The sequence below is a fragment of the Streptomyces sp. NPDC026417 genome, assembly GCF_055567695.1.
Window position 1 is genome coordinate 39,658 of sequence record NZ_JBVHPY010000025.1, and the last position, 18,218, is coordinate 57,875.

At 73.2% G+C, this 18,218-nt stretch carries 15 protein-coding genes; 8 read left to right on the forward strand and 7 right to left on the reverse strand.

Annotation, left to right across the window (positions count from 1 at the left end; genetic code table 11):
• Positions 1-21: 21 nt before the first annotated feature.
• From ACZ4NT_RS31675 to ACZ4NT_RS31685, 3 genes are all read right to left on the reverse strand, one after another.
• Positions 22-627 carry an Rv1733c family protein gene (locus tag ACZ4NT_RS31675; protein ID WP_183117173.1) on the reverse strand — a complete coding sequence of 202 codons (606 nt, stop codon included), beginning with the start codon at positions 625-627 and terminating at the stop codon, positions 22-24.
• 208 nt (positions 628-835) lie between these two features.
• Positions 836-1,666, reverse strand: coding sequence for an MOSC domain-containing protein (locus tag ACZ4NT_RS31680; RefSeq protein WP_467728534.1), 831 nt, complete (start codon positions 1,664-1,666; stop codon positions 836-838).
• 56 nt (positions 1,667-1,722) lie between these two features.
• Positions 1,723-2,157 (reverse strand): DUF6643 family protein, encoded by a 435-nt coding sequence (locus ACZ4NT_RS31685; protein ID WP_121408329.1) that lies wholly within the window; start codon positions 2,155-2,157, stop codon positions 1,723-1,725.
• 312 nt (positions 2,158-2,469) lie between these two features.
• On the opposite strand from ACZ4NT_RS31685, the gene ACZ4NT_RS31690 reads away from it, so the two are divergent.
• Complete coding sequence (locus tag ACZ4NT_RS31690) at positions 2,470-3,741, forward strand: TerD domain-containing protein (RefSeq protein WP_121408328.1); 1,272 nt, start codon at positions 2,470-2,472, stop codon at positions 3,739-3,741.
• Between the two features lie 4 nt (positions 3,742-3,745).
• Here ACZ4NT_RS31690 and ACZ4NT_RS31695 read toward each other — a convergent pair whose 3' ends face one another.
• The gene (locus ACZ4NT_RS31695; RefSeq protein WP_467728535.1) at positions 3,746-4,924 is read right to left on the reverse strand and encodes a glycosyltransferase; all 1,179 of its coding nucleotides are present in this window, start codon (positions 4,922-4,924) and stop codon (positions 3,746-3,748) included.
• A gap of 58 nt (positions 4,925-4,982) precedes the next feature.
• Here ACZ4NT_RS31695 and ACZ4NT_RS31700 point away from each other — a divergent pair, with 58 nt between their 5' ends.
• Positions 4,983-5,768 carry an aspartate/glutamate racemase family protein gene (locus tag ACZ4NT_RS31700; RefSeq protein WP_121408326.1) on the forward strand — a complete coding sequence of 262 codons (786 nt, stop codon included), beginning with the start codon at positions 4,983-4,985 and terminating at the stop codon, positions 5,766-5,768.
• A 104-nt stretch (positions 5,769-5,872) separates the two neighbouring features.
• Entirely contained in the window at positions 5,873-6,415 is a 543-nt protein-coding gene (locus tag ACZ4NT_RS31705) for a hypothetical protein (RefSeq protein WP_121408325.1), read from the forward strand.
• Between the two features lie 51 nt (positions 6,416-6,466).
• Here the strand turns inward: ACZ4NT_RS31705 and ACZ4NT_RS31710 are convergent, their stop codons facing one another.
• On the reverse strand, positions 6,467-7,525 hold the full coding sequence (locus ACZ4NT_RS31710) for an O-antigen ligase family protein (RefSeq protein ID WP_467728536.1): 1,059 nt from the start codon (positions 7,523-7,525) through the stop codon (positions 6,467-6,469).
• 206 nt (positions 7,526-7,731) lie between these two features.
• Here ACZ4NT_RS31710 and lnt point away from each other — a divergent pair, with 206 nt between their 5' ends.
• The 4 genes from lnt (at position 7,732) to ACZ4NT_RS31730 (ending at position 12,738) form a co-directional block, all read left to right on the forward strand.
• Entirely contained in the window at positions 7,732-9,402 is a 1,671-nt protein-coding gene (lnt, locus tag ACZ4NT_RS31715; RefSeq protein ID WP_467728537.1) for an apolipoprotein N-acyltransferase, read from the forward strand.
• A gap of 9 nt (positions 9,403-9,411) precedes the next feature.
• On the forward strand, positions 9,412-9,885 hold the full coding sequence (locus ACZ4NT_RS31720; RefSeq protein WP_121408323.1) for an NUDIX hydrolase: 474 nt from the start codon (positions 9,412-9,414) through the stop codon (positions 9,883-9,885).
• Between the two features lie 60 nt (positions 9,886-9,945).
• Complete coding sequence (locus ACZ4NT_RS31725) at positions 9,946-10,746, forward strand: 3-hydroxybutyrate dehydrogenase (RefSeq protein WP_467728538.1); 801 nt, start codon at positions 9,946-9,948, stop codon at positions 10,744-10,746.
• A gap of 66 nt (positions 10,747-10,812) precedes the next feature.
• Complete coding sequence (locus ACZ4NT_RS31730) at positions 10,813-12,738, forward strand: helix-turn-helix domain-containing protein (RefSeq protein WP_467728539.1); 1,926 nt, start codon at positions 10,813-10,815, stop codon at positions 12,736-12,738.
• A 45-nt stretch (positions 12,739-12,783) separates the two neighbouring features.
• On the opposite strand, the gene ACZ4NT_RS31735 is transcribed toward ACZ4NT_RS31730, so the two are convergent.
• A complete protein-coding gene (locus tag ACZ4NT_RS31735; RefSeq protein WP_467728540.1) occupies positions 12,784-14,184 on the reverse strand; it encodes an MFS transporter in 1,401 nt (466 codons plus the stop codon).
• A 529-nt stretch (positions 14,185-14,713) separates the two neighbouring features.
• Between ACZ4NT_RS31735 and ACZ4NT_RS31740 the strand changes: the two genes are divergently transcribed.
• Positions 14,714-15,898 carry a type III polyketide synthase gene (locus ACZ4NT_RS31740; RefSeq protein WP_467728541.1) on the forward strand — a complete coding sequence of 395 codons (1,185 nt, stop codon included), beginning with the start codon at positions 14,714-14,716 and terminating at the stop codon, positions 15,896-15,898.
• Between the two features lie 31 nt (positions 15,899-15,929).
• On the opposite strand, the gene ACZ4NT_RS31745 is transcribed toward ACZ4NT_RS31740, so the two are convergent.
• A complete protein-coding gene (locus ACZ4NT_RS31745; RefSeq protein ID WP_121408319.1) occupies positions 15,930-18,086 on the reverse strand; it encodes an ATP-binding SpoIIE family protein phosphatase in 2,157 nt (718 codons plus the stop codon).
• Positions 18,087-18,218: the final 132 nt, after the last annotated feature.

Genomic DNA, 18,218 nt, shown 5'->3' on the forward strand with positions numbered 1-18,218 from the left:
TTGACCGGAACAACGACGCGGTCAGCTGCCGGTGCCGGTCCTGCCCCAGTCCGGGCCCGCCCGGTCCCAGGCCCGGTCCCAACGGGCGTACCGGCGAAGGACCATGCGCCACACGATCAGGCGCCTGCCGCCCTCGACGAGTGCGACGGTCAGCGCGGCCGCCCCGAATCCGGCCAGCACGGCGTGAGTTGCGGCGGTGGCGGAGTCCAGGGGGCGGCCGGCTATGCGCCCGTGCCGGTCGGTCCAGACCGTGAAGTGGTCGCCGCGGTGCGGGACATCGAGGGCGGCCATGGCCGTGCCCCGGCGGGCGATGCCGTCCGGGCCGGTCCAGCGGGCGAGCACCCGGCTGTGCGCGTCCCGCGTCGAGGAGGTCTCGGGATCGGGGTCGAGAGGGGAGCGGTCCAGTCTTCTGACCACGGTGGCCACGATCCGGTGGCGGTCCTGGTGCTGGTCCCGGACGGACTGCTGGAGTGCCTGCTGCGCGGCGCCGCCGACGGCGACACCGACGAGCGGTGCGGCCACCAGGACGAGCGTCAGGGCCGCCAACGCCAGCCAGGCCTCGATCAGATCGGTCGTACGGCGCAGGGGATTGTGCCGCCACCGCCAGAGCCCGCCGATCGCTCGCACCGTCCCGCACCCCCTTCCGCCTCCGTGATAACCCCCCGCGGATCCGTCCACCCGCGGGCTCGGAGAAGAGAGAGCGAAATCACCCGCCCGTCTCCCACAGCCGTTCCATGGTCTTCATACCGTCCCAACGACCTTGACGGGCCTCCGGGTTCCCCGCACGGAGGTTCGCTCGCGGGGCGGTGGGACGGTCACGCCATGACGCCCCGGCCTAGTCCAGGATCTTGACGGGATCCCCGACCCGCACCGTCCCGGGGGACTCCGGCACCAGGTTCTGCCCGAAGGCGAGCTGATCACCGAAGCGGCGGTGACGGCCGAGGGTGCGCAGCGGTTCCCTGCCGCGCTCGGCGGTGCCCTGGTCGGTGGTGGTCACGACGCAGCGGCCGCACAGCTTGGCGACCCGGAAGGTGACCTCGCCGATGGCGATGCGCGCCCAGTCGTCCTCGGCCCACGCCGCGGTGCCGGCCACGACGACATTCGGCCGGAAACGGTTCATGGGCAGCGGGCCCTCGTCGGGGTGGTCCCCTTGGGCGACGAGGGAGTTGAGCGCGTCCAGCGAGGCGAGCGTGGTGAGCAGCAGCGGATAGGCGTCGGCGAGGCTCACGGTCTCGCCGGGATACGCGTGCGGGGCGTCGTCGATGGGGCGGCGGGTGGCCGGGTCGTCGAGGTGGACGAGAGTCACGTCGGTCCCCAGATATCCGCTGAACCACGCGCTCGCGGCGGCGTCGGCGGCGACCGTCTCGATCTTCTGGCGCGAGAACCTGGCGGGGATCGTGGCGACGGGCTCGGGCACCGCCACGGTGAGCGGGTCGGTTCCGGGCCCGGACAGCCGGATGCCGCCGCCGGGCAGAGGCTCGGCGGCGGCCAACGCGAGGCGGGGCTGCTGTCGTTGGGTGACGACCTTGCCCGCTTCGTCGATCAGCGCCCAGCGCCGGTCACCGGCCAGCCCCCAAGGCTCCACCACGGCGTCGCGGGCCGCGTGGGCCCGCAGTGCCTTGACCGGATGGACATGAATCGCGTGCAGCGCCGGATTGTTCGCCATGGGGCCATGGTGCCAGCACCTGCCGACAGCCTCGGCCCCGACGGGGCGAGGGCCGGTCAGTAGCCGCGGTACTGCTGCCCGTTGTTGTACGGGTCCTGGTACGGCGCGGGGGCGGGGCGGGGAGCCGCGGGGCGCATCGCCTCGTAGCCCGTGCCGGCCGCCATGGGGCGGGGCTGCTGTTGCTGGGGACCCGGGTAGCCGCGCGGGCCGCCGGCCTGCTGCGGGATGTAGCCGGTGGGGGCCTGGTGCAGCGGTGCGGGCTGCTGGGCCTGGGGGTAGCCGTAGGCCTGCTGGGACGGCCCGGCCGGCAGCGCGGGGAGGGCCGACGGCAGCGCGGGCAGGTGGCTGCCCGTGTCGTACGCGGAGGGGACCCGGATGGGGGCGATCTGAGGGGTGCCCCGTTCGGCGACGAGGGAGTCGTAGATCGGGGTGTCCGGGAAGGACGGCGCGGAGTAGTAACCGCCGCCATAGGTGGAGCGGGGGGAGGTCATGGCACATAAGTTAAGCCCACGATGTGCTGGTTGGGGAGACCGATAAGAGGGTTGTTTTCCGTGTCGGCGGTGACGTGGGATCCCCAATGCGAGCGAACTCGGCAAAAAAGGACGCCAAACAGGGGTCGGATCGGGTAAAGGCCGAGTTCCTGGGGGGTTACCGGCGGTTGGCGGACGGCCGTCGGGCCCGGATCATGGGCGTTCGCGGCTCGGGGGAATAGGTTTGGCCGCACGGATCCGACGAGCCGGTCGGATCGTCCGCACTGTCCTGAACGGCTCGGTGTGAAGACGGCGATGGGGGCGTACATGTCAATGTCCAAGGGGTCGAATGTGGCCGTGCCGACGGCCGCGCTGCGCGTCGAACTGGGCCGGCGCTCCGGACCCGGGGTCCCCGACGCCGACGCGTCGGCGCTGCTGCTGGTCTCGGGGAAGGTCCGGTCGGATGCCGACTTCGTCTTCTACAACCAGCCGGTGCACTCCTCCGGCGCGGTCCGCCACGAGGGCAAGGGGGAGGCCGGCGGCCAGGCGACCGACACCCTCCACGTCGACCTCGCGCGCGTGGAGCCCGCGATCGAGACCATCGTCCTGGCCGCCTCCACGGACGGCGGCACCTTCGGGCAGATCCCGGGTCTGTACATCCGCGTGATCGACGCGCAGGGCACCGAGATCGCCCGCTTCGACAGCGCCGCCACGGTCGAGACCGCCTTCGTGCTCGGGGAGTTCTACCGCCGTCAGGGCGCCTGGAAGTTCCGCGCCGTCGGACAGGGCTACGACAGCGGACTGGAAGGACTGGCCACGGACTACGGCATCACGGTGGACGAGCCGCAGCAGGCGGCGGCTCCGCCCGTCACCATGCCGCCGCCGGTCGCATCCCCGCCGGTCGCACCGCCCGTCACCATGCCCGCGCCCCCCACGGCTCCGCCGCCCGCCCCTCCCACGGCCCCCGTCCGCCTCACCAAGGTCACGCTCACCAAGGAGGCCCCGTCCGTCTCGCTGACCAAGCAGGGCGGCACCTCCGGCGCCATGCGCGTGAACCTCAACTGGGAGGTGCGCAAACAGTTCTCGGGATGGGCCAGCAAGCTCGGCCGGGCGGTCGCGATGCACGCGGACCTCGATCTCGACCTGTGCGCCCTGTACGAGCTGACCGACGGCCGCAAGGGGGTCGTCCAGGCGCTCGGCAACGCCTTCGGGGCGCTGCACCAGCCCCCGTACATCCATCTCGACGGGGACGACCGCACCGGCGCCGCGGCGAGTGGCGAAAACCTCTCCATCAACCTCGACCACAGGCAGAGCATCCGGCGGATCCTCATCTTCGTCACCATCTACGAGGGGGCACGCTCCTTCGCCGATCTGCACGCCACGGTCACCCTCCAGCCGCTGAACGGTGCGCCGATCGACTTCTCGCTCGACGAGTGCACGGTGCCCTCGACCGTCTGCGCGCTCGCCCTGATCACGAACAACGGCGGCGACCTCGTCGTCCAGCGCGAGGCCCGCTATCTGATCCCCGAACGCGGCGTCAGCCCGCAGCGCACCGTCGACTACGCCTACGGGTGGGGCATGAACTGGACCCCCGGCAGGAAGTGAGCCGTCAGCTCTCGTCGAGGACCGCGGTGTCCGGACGGGCGTAGGTGCGGCCCTTCCAGGCCGCACCGCGCCCCCGGTAGTGCTGCACCGCGGAATCGACCGTCATGAGGAGATAGAGGAACGCGGTGGCCGGCAGCAGCGGGGCGAGCCACGGCGAGAGGCCGTAGTAGCGCAGCATCGGCAGGTAGGTGGCCGTCATCACGGCCCAGGCGAGCCCTCCGGCGGCGGCGGCGCCCGCACTTCCCGCGCCCAGACCGGCCGCCAGGGCGAACGGCGGCACCAGGTACACGAGCGTCAGGCCCAGGACCGTGCCCAGGAGCAGCGGCGGGCTGTGCCGCAACTGGGCGTAGGCACTGCGCGACACCATGCGCCACAGGTCGTGCAGGCGCGGGTAGGGGCGCACACTGTCCACCCGCTCGGCGAGGCCCAGCCAGATGTGCCCCCCGCTGCCCTTGACCGCCCGGGCGAGGGCTACGTCGTCGATGACGGCGTGCCGGATCGCGTCGGGGATGCGGGCGCGGTCGGCGGCGTCGGCGCGCAGCAGGACGCAGCCGCCGGCCGCGGCCGCCGTCCGCGACCCGCGCACGCCGATCCGGCGGAACGGGTAGAGCTGGGCGAAGAAGTAGACGAAGGCCGGCACGACGAGCCGTTCCCACATGCTGTCCACGCGCAGCCGTGCCATCAGGGAGACGAGGTCGAAGCCGCCGGTGCGGGCCGCCGCCACCAGGTCCCCGAGACTGTCCGGCGCGTGCGCGATGTCGGCGTCCGTCAGCAGCAGGTAGTCGGGCGTACGCGCGCGTGCCAGGCCGATTCCGTGCCGTACGGCCCACAGCTTGCCCGTCCAGCCGGCCGGGGGCTCGCCGGGGGAGTCCACGGTGAGCGGCAGGCCGCCGTGCCGACGCGCCAGCTCCCGCGCCAGGTCCCCGGTGCCGTCGGTGCTTCCGTCGTCCACCAGGAAGATCTCGGCCCGCCCCGGATAGTCCTGGGCCAAGAGGGACGGCAGGCTGTCCGGCAGCACGGCGGCCTCGTCCCGCGCAGGGACGACGATGCAGACGGACGGCCAGTCGTCCGGATCCCGACGCGACGGGAGACGCACGTCGGTGCGCCAGAAGAAGCCCTGGCAGAAAAGCAGCCACAGCCAGGCGGCGAGTGATCCCACGGCGGTCCATACAAGGGCGCTCACCCGTCGAAGTCTGCCCCACCCCGTCGGCCCGTCGAGGCCGATCGTCTATGGTGACCGGGTGAAGATCGCGCTCATGGACTCCGGAATCGGCCTGCTCGCCGCAGCCACCGCGGTACGCCGTCTGCGGCCCGACGCCGATCTCGTCCTCTCCTCGGACCCCGGCAGCATGCCCTGGGGGCCCCGCACTCCGGAGGACGTGACCGCACGCGCGCTCGCCGTCGCCGAGGCGGCCGCCCGCCTGGACCCCGCCGCGCTGATCGTCGCCTGCAACACCGCCTCCGTGCGCGCCCTGTCCGCGCTGCGCGACCGTCTGGAGCCGGGGGTGCCCGTCGTCGGCACGGTGCCGGCGATCAAGCCGGCCGCCGCGGGCGGCGGCCCCCTGGCGATCTGGGCGACGCCCCTCACCACCGGCAGCCCCTACCAGCGGAACCTCATCCGCGAGTTCGCCCACGGAGTGAGCGTCACCGAGGTGCCCTGCCCGGGACTCGCCGACGCCGTGGAGCACGCGGACCAGGCGGCCGTCGACGCGGCCATCGCGGCCGCCGCGGCCCGGACGCCCGAGGACGTGACAACCGTCGTTCTGGGCTGCACTCACTACGAGCTGGTCGCCGAGCGCATCCGGGAGGCCGTGCAGCAGCCGGGCCGCCCGCCGCTCGTGCTGCACGGCTCGGCCGGAGCGGTGGCGGCCCAGGCGCTGCGCCGGATCGGGGAGCTCCCCGACCCGGACGCGCCCGCGACCGGGTCCCTCACGGTGCTGCTCGGCGGACGCGAGGGCACCCTGCCCGAGTCCGCGCTGGCCTACGAGGAGGGCCGCCTCCTGCAGGCGGTCAGTCCCGCGGGCTGACCCCGGCGCCCCGGAGAGCGGACGGGTCCGCCGGCCGCCCGCCCGGAGCAGTCACCGTGCGCCACCAGGTACCCGCACAGGGAAACCTGAGTACTCTCATACGCATGAGGGACCACCCCCACGGCGAAAACGCCCCCCACTCCGAGGTCTGGACGGGACGCGCGAGGAACCGCGTCCAGTGGCTGCCGGCCCTCGGTGGTGCCGCCTGCCTGGCGCTCGGTATCGAGCTGGCCGTCGACTCCGCATGGACCTCGGGCAGCGCTCCGCTCGTGATGTCCGTCGTCGGATGCATCGCGGCAGGACTGCTCATCCTCTTCGGCACGCTCGCCTTCGTGCACGTGGCCGTCACGGTCGACAAGGACTGCCTCGAAGTGCGCTGCGGCCACATCGGCCTGCCGCGCCGCCGCATTCCGCTGTCGCACGTGGTCGGGGCGGACTTCGCGCCCCAGGTCACCCCGCGCCAGTGGGGCGGCTGGGGCTACCGGTGGCGCCCCGAGCAGGGGACGGCCGTCATCGTCCGGCGCGGCGAGGGTGTCGTCCTGCGCCTCGGCGACGGACACACGTTCACCATCACGGTCGACAACGCGGAAGCGGCCGTACGGACCATCCGCAACCATCTGCGCCCGGGGACGCCCGCGGCACCCTGACGGTGACCGGCGCCGGCCGCCGGCGCGGCCCGCCCGCCCCGTGGGCGCGCCTCACCCGGGAAGGCTCCCCCGCGGGGACCTGTCCTCGGCCAGCGGCCGTGCCGTGGCGATCCCCGCCAGCAGTCCCGCGCCGACCGTCACGGTGGTGAAGCTCAGGGCGTTGCCGACCGCCGCGATGGCGGCCAGCGCCGTCAGGGACGCCCCCGCGCTGAGCACGACGGGCGTGGGGCGCGGCGAGCGCCACAGGGCGAACAGGACCCATCCGAAGGCCACGGCCAGCAGCGCGACGCCGACCACGCCCTGCTCGGACAGCTGCTGGAACACCGCGGAGTGCGGTTTGCCGTCGGAGGCGGGCGCGAGCGCGGCGGTGGGACTCACCTCGCCGAAACGGCCGGGCCCGGCGCCCAGGGCGGGGTCCCGCGCGGCCATGCCGAGCGCGTCGCGCCACAGCAGGACACGGTGCTCGGTGAGCTGGCCCTCCACGGTGGCCGTCGGCCCCTCCGGCAGCACGTCCTCGGCGACCGCCCAGGTCAGGCCCGTGACCAGCGCCGCGGTGAGCGCGAGCCCCGCGAGTCCCAGGACCCGGCGCCGCATGCGGTCGGCGGCGAGGGAGCACAGGAGCACGCCCGCGCAGGCGACGAAGCCCGTCGTCGAACCCGTCAGGGCCGCGGTGACCGTGGTGGCCGCGGCCATCAGCCTCAGCGCCGTCCGCAGCCCGGAGGTGCGTGCCGACCATGCCGCGCAGCACGCGGCGCCCACGGAGAGGGCCAGCAGCGCGGCGGTCGCTCCCGTGTGCCCGAGCGGCGACAGGAGTTGGGGACCCGAGACGGTGTACGGGGCGGCGAGCGCGAGCGCGAGCCCGGTCAGCGCTCCCGCACCGGGCGCCGCGACCGGGAGCAGGGCCCCGCAGATGCGCCCCGAGGCATAGCCGGCGGCCACGGCGAGCACGGCCAGAAGTACACCCTCCGGACGGCCGTCGTGCGCCGTCGCCGTGACGAGGGCCCAGGCGGCGCAGGCGCCGAGCACGAGCACGCCCGCGGCGTCCGCGGTGCTGCGTCTCTCGCCCGCGGCGGACGCACCCGCCGCGGACTCCGTCCCCGTCGACCCCACCTGTCGCCCCCCGACCCGTGACCGCCCCTCGGTCGTCGATGCCGTGTCCGGCCGCACGTCAGAGGCTCGGGCACACCGTAACGGGTGATGTGCCGAATTGTGGATGAGTTGCGCAGAAACGTTGCGCCAGAGGGATCGGGTCCACCCCGTGCGTACGGGACCGACCGTGCTGTCGGGGCCCAGGTCACCCGCCGTAGACTCACCGGGTGACCGCGACCGCAACCTCCGTGGACGAGCCGGAGCAGCTCGGACCCCAGGCCCAGCCCGTCTCCCGCGGTGCCGGATGGGCGCGACGGCTCGTTCCGTGCGCCGCCGCGGCACTCTCCGGAGTGCTGCTCTACGTCAGTTTTCCGCCACGCACCCTGTGGTGGCTCGCGCTGCCGGCCTTCGCCGTCTTCGCCTGGTCCCTGCGCGGCCGCTCCTGGAAGGCGGCCCTCGGACTCGGCTATCTCTTCGGTCTCGGGTTCCTACTGCCCCTGCTCGTGTGGACCGGCGTCGAGGTCGGCCCCGGGCCCTGGCTCGCGCTCGTCGTGGTGGAAGCGGTCTACGTCGCGCTCGTGGGCGTCGGTATCGCGGCGGTCTCCCGGCTGCCCGCCTGGCCGCTCTGGGCGGCGGCCCTGTGGACCGCGGGTGAGGCGGCACGCGCGCGCGTGCCGTTCGGGGGCTTCCCCTGGGGCAAGATCGCCTTCGGTCAGGCGGACGGGGTCTTCCTTCCCCTGGCCGCGGTCGGCGGCACCCCCGTGCTGGGATTCGCCGTCGTGCTGTGCGGCTTCGGGCTCTACGAGATCGTCCGCCAGGCCGTCGGGGGACGCCGCACCGGCGCCGTACGGCGCGGGGCTGCTGTGGTGGCCCTGCTGAGCACCGGCGTACCGCTCCTGGGGGCGCTGGCCGCCCGGTCCCTCGTCAGCGACAAGGCGGAGGACGGCACGGCGACCGTCGCGGTGATCCAGGGCAACGTGCCGCGTGCGGGACTCGACTTCAACGCCCAGCGCCGGGCCGTCCTCGACCACCACGTCGAGGAGACGGAGCGACTGGCCGCCGAGGTGCGGGCGGGCCGCGTCGCCCGGCCCGACTTCGTGCTCTGGCCGGAGAACTCCTCGGACATCGACCCGTTCGCCAACCCCGACGCGCGTGCCGTGATCGACGGCGCCGCGCGGGCCATCGGCGCCCCGATCTCGGTGGGCGGTGTCGTCGAGCGCGACGGCCGGCTCTACAACGAGCAGATCCTCTGGGACCCGGACAAGGGACCCGTCGACACCTACGACAAGCGCCAGGTCCAGCCGTTCGGCGAGTACCTCCCCCTGCGCTCGCTGCTCGGCGCCGTCAACGAGAACTGGACGTCCATGGTGCGCCAGGACTTCAGCCGCGGCACCGAACCCGGCGTGTTCACCATGGCGGGCACCAAGGTCGGTCTCGCCACCTGCTACGAGGCGGCCTTCGACTGGGCGGTGCGCGACACGGTCACCGGCGGCGCCCGCATGATCTCGGTGCCCAGCAACAACGCGACCTTCGACCGCAGTGAGATGACCTACCAGCAGCTGGCCATGTCCCGCGTCCGCGCGGTCGAGCACAGCCGCACCGTCACGGTGCCGGTGACCAGCGGGGTCAGTGCCGTGATCATGCCGGACGGGCGGATCACCCAGCGGACCGGGATGTTCGTGGCGGACTCGCTGGTGCAGGAGGTCCCCCTGCGCTCCTCCGAGACGCCCGCCACCCGCCTGGGGATCGTGCCCGAGATGGTCCTGGTGGCGCTCGCGCTCGGCGGACTCGGCTGGGCCGGGGCCTCGGCGCTCCGCGCGCGACGGGCCGACGCGGCCCGCGCACGGTCCGAGGCGGGGACCACCACCGGCCCCGAGGCGGACGAAGCGGGCCGTTAGGGTCGCCCCATGGCCACTCCCGACTTCATCCACACGATCCGCGCCGCCGCCGGCCACCAGCTGCTGTGGCTGCCCGGGGTCACCGCCATCGTCCTCGACGACGACGGCAGAGTGCTGCTGGGGCGCCGTACCGACACCCGCAAGTGGTCGGTGATCGGCGGGATCCCGGATCCGGGTGAGCAGCCCGCGGCCTGTGCCGTGCGGGAGGTCTTCGAGGAGACGGCGGTGCAGTGCGTGGCCGAGCGCGTGGTGCTCGTCCAGGCGCTGGAGCCGGTGACGTACGCCAACGGCGACACCTGCCAGTACATGGACATCACGTTCCGGTGCCGGGCGGTCGGCGGGGAGGCCCGGGTCAACGACGACGAGTCGCTGGAGGTGGGCTGGTTCGACCTGGACGCCCTTCCGGAGCTCAACGAGTTCGGACTGTTCCGGATCAAGCAGGCACTGTCCGACGCACCCACGTGGTTCGACCCCATGACCTGAGTGCGAAGTATGGGTGGCGACCATATCGGGAGGGCTACGGGTGCTGCCTAGGGTCGAGACATGACCGCGCCCAGTGCCCTTCCGGGTCTCCTCGCCCCGTCTCTCGACCTCGGCGGCCGTACCGCCCTCGTCACCGGTGCCGCGAGCGGCATCGGCCGTGCCTGCGCCCTGCGCCTCGCCGCCGCCGGGGCCAAGGTGAGAGCGGTCGACCGGGACGCCCCGGGCCTGGACACCCTCACCGAACAGGCACGGGGACTGGCGGGCACCGTCGAACCGCATGTCCTGGACCTCACCGACCTCGACGCGGCGGAGCTCTGCGCCGCCGGCACCGACGTCCTGGTGAACAACGCGGGGCTCCAGCTCGTCCGTCCGCTGGAGGAGTTCCCGCCCGACGTCTTCCACACCGTGCTGACCGTGATGCTGGAGGCGCCGTTCCGGCTCATCCGCGGCGCGCTGCCCCACATGTACGGGCAGGGGTGGGGCCGGATCGTGAACGTGTCGTCGGTCCACGGGCTGCGGGCCTCGGCCTTCAAGTCGGCCTACGTCTCCGCCAAGCACGGCCTGGAGGGACTCTCCAAGACCGCCGCCCTCGAAGGCGCCCCCCACGGAGTCACCTCCAACTGTGTGAACCCCGCCTATGTGCGCACCCCCCTGGTCGAGAAGCAGCTCGCCGACCAGGCCCGCACGCACGGCATCCCCGAGGAACGGGTCCTCGGGGAGATCCTGCTGCGGGACAGCGCCGTCAAGCGGCTCATCGAACCGGACGAGGTCGCGGAGGCCGTCGCCTACCTCTGCAGTCCCCAGGCGTCCTACGTCACCGGCACGTCCCTCGCGCTGGACGGCGGCTGGACGGCCCACTGATGCGCCGGCGACGGAGTTGTCCACAGGGCTGGCGGCGCCGGCCCGCCGACAGGTAATCCTGTGACCATGTCCCGCGATCACGTGCAGTCCGCCGAGCGCTCCGCAGCCGGCGCCGAGGCGCCGTTCCTGGAGCTGCTGGCCCGAGGCGCCTCCGCCGACGCGTACGAGCAGCCGGTCCTGCTGGCCCGCGCCGAGGGCCGGTCCGCCGAGCGCGTGGCCGCGCTGGAGCAGGCGAAACTGCTGGCCCTGCGGGTGCGCTCGGAGATGGAGGGACGCCGCCGCCGGGAGGCGGAGCTGTCCGCGCTCTTCGAGACCGCGCACGACCTGGCCGGACTGCGCGACCTGGACGCCGTGCTGCAGGCGATCGTCCAGCGGGCCCGGTCGCTGCTCGGCACGGACGTGGCCTACCTGAGCCTGAACGACCCGGCCAGGGGCGACACCTACATGCGGGTCACCGAGGGCTCCGTGGCCGCGCGGTTCCAGCAGCTGCGGCTCGGCATGGGCGAGGGGCTCGGCGGCCTCGTCGCGCAGACGGCCCGCCCGTACGTCACCGACGACTATTTCGAGGACGACCGTTTCCAGCACACCCAGACGATCGACACGGGGGTGCGGGACGAGGGCCTGGTCGCGATCCTCGGCGTGCCGCTGATGATCGGGCACCACGTCATCGGGGTGCTGTTCGCCGCCGACCGGCGAGCCCGCGTCTTCGAGCGCGAGCAGATCGCCCTGCTCGGTTCCTTCGCCGCCCTGGCCGCCGCCGCGATCGACACGGCGAACCTGCTCACCGAGACGCGTTCCGCCCTCGACCGGCTCGGCCGGGCCAACGAGATCATCCAGGACCGCAGCGCGGTGATCGAGCGGGCCTCCGACGTCCACGACCGCCTCGCCGAACTCGTGCTGCGCGGCGGCGGGGTGCACGACGTGGCCGCCGCGGTGTCCGAGGTCCTGGCGGGCACCGTGGAGTTCGCCGAGGCCGGCATCACACCCGACGCGGCCCTCGAGGCCTCCCGTGCGGAGGGGCACGCCGTGCGTCGCGGTGACGACTGGGTCGCCGCCGTCACGGCCGGCGGAGAGCTGCTGGGCGCACTGGTGCTGCACGGGCAGGCCGGCCTCGACCCCGTCGACCAGCGCACCCTGGAGCGCGCCGCGATGGTCACGTCCCTGCTCCTGCTCGCCAGACGCTCCGCCGCCGAAGCCGAACAGCGCGTGCGCGGTGAGTTGCTGGACGACCTGCTCGACTCCCGCGACCGCGACCCGCGCCTGCTGCGCGACCGCGCCGCCCGGCTGCACGCCGACCTCGACGCCACCCACGTCGTGCTCGCCGCCCGCCTCGACGGCACGGCGGCCGACGCGGACCAGGAGGCCGGTGCGCGCCGGCGCCTGTGGTCCGCCGCATCCCACCTGGCCGGCACCCGGCGCGGACTGGCCGCCGCGCGCGACGGAGGCACCGTCCTGCTGCTGCCGCTGGAGCCCGGTGACGCCGCGACCGAGCTGGCCCGCCGCACCGCGAGACACCTCGGCACGGCGGTCCACGAAGCGGTCAGCGTCGGCGCCTCCCCTCCGGTCCGGGACCTCGCGGCCCGGCCCGACGTGGTGGCCGCGGCGTACGCGGAGGCGCAGCGGTCCCTCGAAGCCCTGAGGCTCCTCGGCCGCGCCGGGGACGGGGCCGCCGCGGAGGACTTCGGGTTCCTGGGGCTGCTGCTCGCGGGGGACCGGGACATCTCCGGCTTCGTCGAGCGCACGATCGGGCAGGTCGTGGCGTACGACGAGCGGCGCGGAACCGACCTGCTGCGCACCGTCGACGCGTACTTCGCCTGCGGCATGAGCCCGGCGCGCACCAAGGACGAGCTGCACGTCCACGTGAACACGGTGGCGCAGCGGCTGGAGCGTGTGGGCCGGCTCCTCGGGGACGACTGGCAGAGTCCGTCCCGGGCTCTGGAGATCCAACTGGCGCTCCGTCTGCACCGGTTGTCCTCGGCCGCACGGCACTGACCCTCGTACGCGGGTGCGTACGAGGGCCGGTGCGGTGCTCCCGGATCAGACGGTCCGCGCGTCCTCCGCCGGGGCCGGCGCGACGGGTTCCGCGCCGGTCGGGGCGTCCACGTCGGCCAGGTCCCGGTGCCGGGTCTCCTTGGCCACCCCCACGGCGACCAGCGTCAGGAGGACCGCCGCGATCACGTACAGGGCGATCGGGGTCGAGCTGTCGTACTCGGCGAGCAGGGCGGTCGCGATGAGCGGGGCGGGCGCGCCGGCCGCGACGGAGGCGAACTGCGCACCGATGGAAGCCCCCGAATAACGCATCCGGGTCGCGAACATCTCCGAGAAGAAGGCGGCCTGGGGTGCGTACATCGCCCCGTGCAGGACCAGGCCGACGGTCACCGCCAGGATGAGGTTCCCGAAGCCGCCGGTGTCGATCAGCCGGAAGAACGGGAACATCCACAGCCCGACTCCGGCAGCGCCCAGCAGATAGACGGGACGCCGTCCGACGCGGTCCGAGAGAGCACCCCAGGCCGGGATGACGGCGAAGTGCACGGCGGACGCGACGAGCACCGCGTTCAGTGCCGTCTGCTTGGACACGCCGGCCGACGTGGTGGCGTACACCAGGATGAAGGCGGTGATCACGTAGTAGCTGATGTTCTCCGCCATGCGGGCGCCCATCGCCACCAGCACGTCCCGCCAGTGGTGGCGCATGACCGAGACCAGCGGCATCTTCTCGGCCGCCACGACCGCGGTGCTCGCGGCCTCCGCCTTCTTGCGGGCCTCCGCCTGCGCCAGGGCCTCCTTGAAGACCGGTGATTCGTCGACGGACAGCCGAATCCACAGACCGACCATCACCAGGACGCCGGAGAGCAGGAACGGGATGCGCCAGCCCCAGGAGCCGAAGGCGTCGTCCGACAGCGTGGCGGTCAGCAGCGAGAGCACGCCCGTCGCGAGCAGTTGTCCGGCGGGAGCTCCGGTCTGCGGCCAGGAGGCCCAGAAGCCGCGCCGTTCGGGGTCCCCGTGCTCCGACACCAGCAGGACGGCGCCGCCCCACTCGCCGCCGAGGGCGAAGCCCTGCACGAGGCGCAACGTGGTCAACAGCACCGGGGCCGCGACGCCGATGGTGCCGTACGTGGGCAGCAGGCCGATCGCGAAGGTCGCTCCGCCCATCAGCAGCAGGCTGAGCACCAGCAGCTTCTTGCGGCCGAGGCGGTCGCCGTAGTGCCCGAAGACGAGGGCGCCGATCGGCCGGGCCGCGAACCCGACGGCATAGGTCAGGAACGAGAGCAACGTGCCGACGAGCGGATCGGAGTTGGGGAAGAAGAGTTCGTTGAAGACGAGAGCGGCAGCGGATCCGTAGAGGAAGAAGTCGTACCACTCGATGGTGGTGCCGATCAGGCTGGCGGCGACGATGCGGTGGAGATGGGGGGCTGGCGGAGCACTTGTGGGCGACGACATCGGCACCACTTCCTGAGGGTGAACGGGGACTGTTGTGTGTCGCCATACCGTAGGAACGCGCAGGTCAGAGGCGTATGTGGTGGGACACCATAGTTCTGGGCCTGATAGTGCGTGTGCTCACCATGTCGGCAGGGCCGGGGGCTTGGGTGCCGGGCTCGGTGAACTCCCTGAGGGGCATGCCTGACGTGCGTCGTTCCGCCCCGCTCCGATCCGGCCGTGAAAGGGCCCGGCGGGTCGGGCGGTCCGTCGTTCGCGCGCGACGACTCCGCGGGCACCCGTTGAATTGACGGACCGTCAGCTGGGACCTGCGAGACCACTTCGAAAGACATCTTTTCGCTCGGTGTGTGCCGTATCACGCCCTTAAATGGCGCCCAAGTTGTCTGCATCACAGCGTAAATGTCCCTTTGTCGCCCATGCTCCCTAGGGACAGCGACTCCCGAAGCGGAGCCCCTCTGCGTGGGCACGAACTCCCAAGTGGCCCATGGCGCAGCCCCCGACGTCCTCCTGCCCCCTGGAAAGGTGCCCCCTCATGGCCGCTTACCTGTGTCCTCCCGCCGTCATCCACGGAGAGCACGCCGTGGAGACCAGCCGGATCGTGGCGGAGGTGCGCGACCGGCACCCGGACGCGGCCTGGGCGCCGCGCATCGACGGAATCGCCGCCAGTACGGGTATCGAGACCCGCGGCTGGATGCTGCCGTTGGAGACGGCCGTCGCGCCCGGCAACGGCGGCGGCCTGGGAGCCGTCGGCGTCGGGACCGCCCAAGAGGCGCTGGCGCGCGAGGGGTTCACCGCGCAGGACGTGGACCGTGCGATCGCCGCCCTGGAGGCGATACCCGCACCGCAGACCGTCCAGGAACGGACCGCGCCGGCCTGGGAGGCCGTGCAGTCCTACGGGGAGCGGGCGGCGCGCGGGGCCCTGCAGATCGCCGGGCTGGACGCCTCGGACGTCGACTGCCTGATCACCAGTCACTCCACCACCCCGGCGCTGCCGGGCCTGGACGTCGCCCTGGCCAACCGACTCCCGCTCCGCAACGACGTGATGCTGCTGCCGGCCACGCAGTGGGCCTGCGTCGCGGGGACCCGTTCCCTGGCCCTCGCGGCGGACCTCGTGGCCGCCGACCCCGACCGGGTGGTCCTGGTCGTCATCGCGGAGGCGCTGAGCACGACCTACCAGCCCGCGGACGACACCCTCGAATCCCTCATCGTCCGGCTGCTGTTCGCGGACACCGCGGTCGCCGCCGTGGTGACGGGCCGCCCGAGGGAGGAGTCGATCGTGCGGCTGGACACCGCCTGGCACCACACCCTCCCCGGCACCAACGACCTGCACCGACTGGACACGCGGGCGGACGGCGCCCACTTCGTGATGGACCGCCGCGGACCGCGCGCCGTGCAGGAGACGGTCACCGCCATGTGGGACTGGCTGAGCGTCCGCGACCAGGACGCCCCCGGCTCCTGGCACCCCGACGTACTGCTCGCGCACCCCGGCGGCACCCGGGTGCTGGAGTACATGGAGCAGACCATGCCCGACACATGGCCGTCGGGGCTGCTGGACCACAGCCGGGACAGCTACGCGAGCGGCAACCGCGGAGGCGCCGCCGTCTTCGACATACTGCGGCGGGCGCACGACGCCGGGCAGAAGCCGGGCAGTCGCGCCGTCCTGTACGCGGCGGCTCCGGGCCTCACCGCCACCGCCCTGGAAGGGGAGTGGCTGTAGCACCGCCGCAGCACCCCCGTGTGCCGCCGCGTCATCGGGCGACCTCCGCCCACACCACCTTGCCGGTGTCCGTCCACCGCACCCCCCAGCGGGTGGTGAGCCGGTGCACGACGTGCAGGCCGCGCCCGCCGTCGTCGAGGAGGTCGCCCCGGCTCAGCTGCGGCCTGCCGTTACCGGTGTCGCCCACCTCGCAGAGCAGGCTGTGACCGGACCTGATCAACCGGACTGTGACGGGACCGGTGGCATGGCGCACCGCGTTCGTGACCAGCTCGCTGACCAGCAGCGGCACAGCGTCCCGGGTGTCGGCCCTGGTGCGCCATTGCCGCAGCAGCGCCGAGACGTGCGCGCGGGCACGGGCGGGCGCGTCGTTGCGGGCGGGCAGCCGCCAGGTCGCGGTGTCCCCCTTGCGGTACCCGATCATGCGCGCGAGCAGCAGGGTCACGTCGTCGCGCTGGCGCGCGGGCGCCAGCGTAGAGATGACGTGCCGCGCGGCCTGCTGCAGGGCGTCCCAGGGGTGCACCGTGGACACGGCGTCGGCCAGCCTGTCGATCCCCTCGTCGATCGACAGGGCCGGATCCTCCACCAGGCCGTCCGTGTAGAGGGCGAGCAGGGAGCCCGGCGGCGCGCTGAAGGTATGCACGTCGAACGGCTCCCGCAGCGCGAATTCCGCCCCCAGCCCGGGGTGCGGGCGCACCGACAGCGGACTCGCCCGCCCGTCCGGAAGCACCAGAACCGGGGGGAGGTGGCCGGCGCTGGAGAGCGCCACCTGATGGCTGACCGGGTCGTACAGGGCGATGCAGCAGGTCGAGCCGAGGGCGCTGTAGCCCGCCGCCAGCCCGGAATCCGAGTCGTCCAGCAGTGACACGGTCTCGTCGAGGTGCTCCAGTACCTCGTCGGGTGCCAGTCCCGCGGAGAGCAGCGCGCGGGCCTCCATGCTCAGCTGGCCCATGGTTGCCGCGGCTCCCAGACCGTGCCCGACGACGTCACCGACCACCAGCGCGGTCCGGCCGTCCGGCAGCGGGAAACTGTTCACCCAGTCGCCGCCGACGCCCGCGCTGTCCGGGGTGGCGGGCTGGTACACGCTCGCGATCTCGATGGTGTCGCCGCCGGACCGGGGCAGCAGCCGGCGCTGCAACGCCAGCACCTGCGTGTGCTCGCGCTGGTGCTGACGAGCCAGGTCGACGTGATGGGCGGTCCTGGCCACCAGTTCCTGCAGGTCCAGCAGTTCGCTGTCGCGGAAGGGGCGGTCCGCCCGGCGCCAGACCTCCGCCACTCCCAGCACGACGGGCGGCGTGGCGTCCAGGACCAGCGGAATGCACGCCACACTCGCCGACCGGTCGCCCGGCACCAGGGCACGGATCACGCGCGGACTGCCGAGAACCCGCTCGATCGTCTCCCGGTCGGGTATGACGATCGCCTGCGGGGCGTCGTCCCGCCGTACGGCCTGCGCCAGCAGGCGGCTCGCGTCGCCGGGAAGATCGTCGCCGGGGGTCACGTACCCCTCGGGCCATGCCCGGTCCGGCACCAGTGCCGCCCGCCGGAGCCGGATGCGCCCCTGCGCCCGCTCGGTGACGCCCTCGCCCGTCCACACGGCGAAGTCGAGGTCGACGGCTGCCACGTCTCCCCAGGCCAGCAGGGACTGGGCCAGGGACTGCGCGGTCTCGCCGATGTCCAGTGAGGTGCCGATCGCGGTCTCGGCGGCGTACAGGTGCAGCCGCCTGGCCATGGCGATCACGGAGACGGTCAAGCCCTCCTGGGGTGCCGCGGCGGGCAGGATGCTCAGCGAGGTCACCAGCTCCGACCCGTCTCCGCGGCGCAGGCGCTGGATCCGGGCGACGTGTGCCTCACCGAGCTCCAGGACCTGGCGCAGCCGCCGGGTGACCGTCGGTACGTCCCCGGGAGGCAGCAGATCGGCGAACGGAGTCCCCGGTACGGCGTCCAGGCCCGCGAACACGGGGGCGTCCAGGTTGCGGCGGGTGACGTTGAGGTCCGCGTCCAGGTTGACCACGCCGAGAATCTGGTCCTGACGGTCGGCCGCCGGGTCCTCTCGTGGGCGTCGGCCGGTGCCGAGGTCGCCCTGCGCGTCGCCGGGACCGGCGGCCGCCGCCGCTCCGCCACGCGGGATGTACCGCCCCAGGGCGCTGCTGACCAGGTCGAACGGCGACGAGGCTGAGGGCGTGGAGTCCATGCGGCTCTCTCGGCAATCCCCGGCGCAGGGCCGGGGGCGTTACTCGGACCCGTGCGACGGGGCCCCGAGATCCCTGAGCGCACATCTCATTGAATAACACCGGGGGTCGCTTCGCACACACCAGCGCATCGG

What these genes read in the sequence shown, in the direction of transcription:
- ACZ4NT_RS31680 (WP_467728534.1), bottom strand. Translation starts at nt 1,666, where the DNA reads ATGGCGAACAATCCGGCGCTGCACGCGATTCATGTCCATCCGGTCAAG.
- ACZ4NT_RS31685 (WP_121408329.1), bottom strand. Translation starts at nt 2,157, where the DNA reads ATGACCTCCCCCCGCTCCACCTATGGCGGCGGTTACTACTCCGCGCCG.
- ACZ4NT_RS31690 (WP_121408328.1), top strand. Translation starts at nt 2,470, where the DNA reads ATGTCCAAGGGGTCGAATGTGGCCGTGCCGACGGCCGCGCTGCGCGTC.
- ACZ4NT_RS31705 (WP_121408325.1), top strand. Translation starts at nt 5,873, where the DNA reads ATGAGGGACCACCCCCACGGCGAAAACGCCCCCCACTCCGAGGTCTGG.
- ACZ4NT_RS31720 (WP_121408323.1), top strand. Translation starts at nt 9,412, where the DNA reads ATGGCCACTCCCGACTTCATCCACACGATCCGCGCCGCCGCCGGCCAC.
- ACZ4NT_RS31725 (WP_467728538.1), top strand. Translation starts at nt 9,946, where the DNA reads ATGACCGCGCCCAGTGCCCTTCCGGGTCTCCTCGCCCCGTCTCTCGAC.
- ACZ4NT_RS31730 (WP_467728539.1), top strand. Translation starts at nt 10,813, where the DNA reads ATGTCCCGCGATCACGTGCAGTCCGCCGAGCGCTCCGCAGCCGGCGCC.
- ACZ4NT_RS31735 (WP_467728540.1), bottom strand. Translation starts at nt 14,184, where the DNA reads ATGTCGTCGCCCACAAGTGCTCCGCCAGCCCCCCATCTCCACCGCATC.
- ACZ4NT_RS31740 (WP_467728541.1), top strand. Translation starts at nt 14,714, where the DNA reads ATGGCCGCTTACCTGTGTCCTCCCGCCGTCATCCACGGAGAGCACGCC.
- ACZ4NT_RS31745 (WP_121408319.1), bottom strand. Translation starts at nt 18,086, where the DNA reads ATGGACTCCACGCCCTCAGCCTCGTCGCCGTTCGACCTGGTCAGCAGC.